Source organism: Pseudomonas sp. NPDC088885 (assembly GCF_044750025.1).
Classification (GTDB): Bacteria; Pseudomonadota; Gammaproteobacteria; order Pseudomonadales; family Pseudomonadaceae; genus Aquipseudomonas; species Aquipseudomonas rustica.
On the sequence record NZ_JBIVJB010000199.1, the window covers coordinates 1 to 3131 of the forward strand.

The window sequence follows — 3131 nt, forward strand, 5'->3', positions numbered from 1 at the left end:
CGGCGATTTCCTCCTGACAGTTGACGCCCTGCTCACGGAGCACGGCAACCTGTGGGCGTTTGCCTTTCTTGATGTAAGGCGCGGCGATGTCCTGGTTGACGTCGTAGCTGAGCTTGACGCTCAGGCCCGGGTTGTCCTCTTCCAGCAGCACGTCGAACTCTTGCTCGGCGCAGTCGGCGTTATCACGCAGACGCTGGATCTGGTAGCTGGTTTCAGCCCAGGTACGTTGCAGCAGACGACGCTGGCCTTCGAACACGGTGTCACCGTTGAAGGTGATGTTGATCTGGCCATTGTTGATCGGCTGACCGATCACCGACACGCAGTCGCCCAGACCGGCCGCGCTGAATTGCGCGAGGATGTCTGGCGTGGCGTCCTGACGAACCTGAATCACTGCACCCAGTTCTTCGTTGAACAGGATGGCGGCGATGTCGGCGGTGGTTTCTGCCAGACCGTCGAGGTTCAGGCTCAGACCGCAATGACCGGCGAAGGCCATTTCCACCACGGAGGTCAGCAGACCACCGTCGGAACGGTCGTGGTACGCCAGCAGGTGACCGTCGGCGTTGAGGCCCTGGATCACCGCGAAGAAGGCTTTCAGGTCTTCGGCGTCATCAACGTCCGGCGCGTGTTTGCCGAGTTTGCCGTGTGTCTGAGCAAGGATCGAAGCACCCATACGGTTCTGACCGCGACCGAGGTCGATCAGGATCAGGTCGGTGGTGCCCTTGTCCATGCGCAGTTCCGGGGTCAGGGTCTGACGGATGTCAGCCACTGGCGCGAAACCGGTCACGATCAGCGACATCGGCGAGGTCACGGTTTTTTCTTCGCCGTTATCGCTCCAACGGGTGGCCATGGACATCGAGTCCTTGCCCACCGGAATGGTGATACCCAGCTCAGGGCACAGTTCCATACCGACCGCTTTCACGGTGTCGTACAGACGCGCGTCTTCGCCCGGGTGGCCGGCAGCGGACATCCAGTTCGCCGACAGTTTGATGTCGGAGAGCTTGTTGATGCGCGACGCGGCAATGTTGGTCAGGGTTTCGCCGATGGCCATGCGGCCCGACGCCGGGGCGTCCAGCAGAGCCAGCGGAGTGCGCTCGCCCATTGCCATCGCTTCACCGGTGTAAACGTCGAAACTGGTGGCGGTGACGGCAACGTCGGCCACCGGAACCTGCCATGGGCCGACCATTTGGTCACGGGCCACGAGGCCGGTAATGGTGCGGTCGCCGATGGTGATCAGGAAGCTCTTGCTCGCCACGGCCGGGTGATGCAGAACGCGTTCGATGGATTCGCTGATGTCGAGGTTCGACGGATCGAAGTCATCGCCCATTTCAGCTTCGCGAACCACCGAGCGGTGCATGCGCGGGGCCTTGCCCAGCAACACTTCCAGTGGCATGTCCACCGGGTTATTGCCGAAGTGGCTGTCGGTCACGGTCAGTTGCGGCTCGGCAGTCGCCTCACCCACTACGGCAAACGGGCAGCGCTCGCGTTCGCAGATCGCCTGGAAGCGCGCGAAGTCTTCAGGGCCGACGGCCAGAACGTAACGTTCCTGGGATTCGTTGGACCAGATTTCGTGCGGGGCCATGCCCGGCTCGTCGTTGGGAATGTTGCGCAGTTCGAAACGGCCACCGCGGTCGCCATCGTTGACCAGTTCCGGGAAGGCGTTGGACAGACCGCCCGCGCCGACGTCGTGGATGAAGCTGATCGGGTTCTTGTCACCCAGTTGCCAGCAACGGTCGATGACTTCCTGGCAGCGACGCTCCATTTCAGGGTTTTCACGCTGCACGGAAGCGAAGTCGAGATCCGCCGAGCTGGTGCCGGTGGCCATCGAGGAAGCCGCGCCGCCACCCAGACCGATCAACATCGCCGGGCCGCCGAGCACGATCAGCTTGGAGCCCACGACGATCTCGCCTTTCTTGACGTGTTCTTCGCGGATGTTGCCCATGCCACCAGCGAGCATGATCGGCTTGTGGTAACCACGAACTTCGTCACCGTGCGGGGTGGTGATCGATTGTTCGAAGGTACGAAAGTAGCCAGTCAGGGCCGGACGACCGAATTCGTTGTTGAACGCGGCGCCGCCGAGCGGGCCTTCGATCATGATGTCCAGGGCGGTAACGATGCGCTCAGGCTTGCCGTACGGCACTTCCCACGGCTGTTCGAAGCCCGGGATTTGCAGGTTCGATACGGTGAAACCGGTCAGGCCAGCCTTTGGCTTGGCGCCACGGCCGGTTGCACCTTCGTCACGGATTTCGCCGCCGGAACCGGTCGATGCACCCGGGAACGGGGCAATCGCAGTCGGGTGGTTGTGGGTTTCAACCTTCATCAGGATGTGCACCGGCTCCTGCACCGCGCCGTACTGGCGGGTCTCAGGGTTCGGGAAGAAACGGCCGGCGACGTTGCCGACGATCACCGAGGCGTTGTCCTTATAAGCCGACAGAACGCCTTCGCTGTGCATCACGTAGGTGTTCTTGATCATGCCGAACAGGCTTTTTTCCTGGTTCTCACCATCGATATCCCAACTGGCGTTGAAGATCTTGTGACGGCAGTGTTCGGAGTTGGCCTGAGCGAACATCATCAATTCGATGTCGTGCGGGTTGCGCTTCAAGCCGTTGAAGGCGTCGACCAGATAGTCGATTTCGTCTTCAGCCAGGGCCAGGCCCAGCTCGGTGTTGGCCTTTTCCAGCGCGGCACGACCGCCACCGAGGATGTCGATCGCGGTCAGCGGCTTCGGTTCGGCGTGGCTGAACAGACCGGCGGCCTGTTCGAGGTTGGCCAGCACGATTTGCGTCATGCGGTCATGCAACACGTCGGCAATCTGCTGGGCTTCGGCGTCGCTGAACTGACCGGCAACGTAGAAGGCGATACCGCGCTCCAGACGCTGGATCTTGCTCAGGCCGCAATTGCGGGCAATGTCGCTGGCCTTGCTCGACCATGGCGAGATGGTGCCGAAACGCGGCAACACCAGAAACAGACGACCGGTCGGCTCTTGTACCGGAACGCTTGGGCCGTACTTCAGAAGGCGCGCTAGCACCTGCTGTTCGTCGCCGGTCAGGACGCCGGTGACTTCGGCGAAGTGAGCGAATTCAGCATACAGGCCACTGACAGCTGGAACCTCCTGGCTCAGTTGCTCACGGAGT

General features: G+C 61.7%; 1 protein-coding gene. It reads right to left on the reverse strand.

From position 1 onward, the window contains the following. Positions 1-3131: phosphoribosylformylglycinamidine synthase (purL, locus tag ACIP1X_RS28390; RefSeq protein WP_400755915.1), on the reverse strand; the 3131-nt coding region annotated here is incomplete at both ends.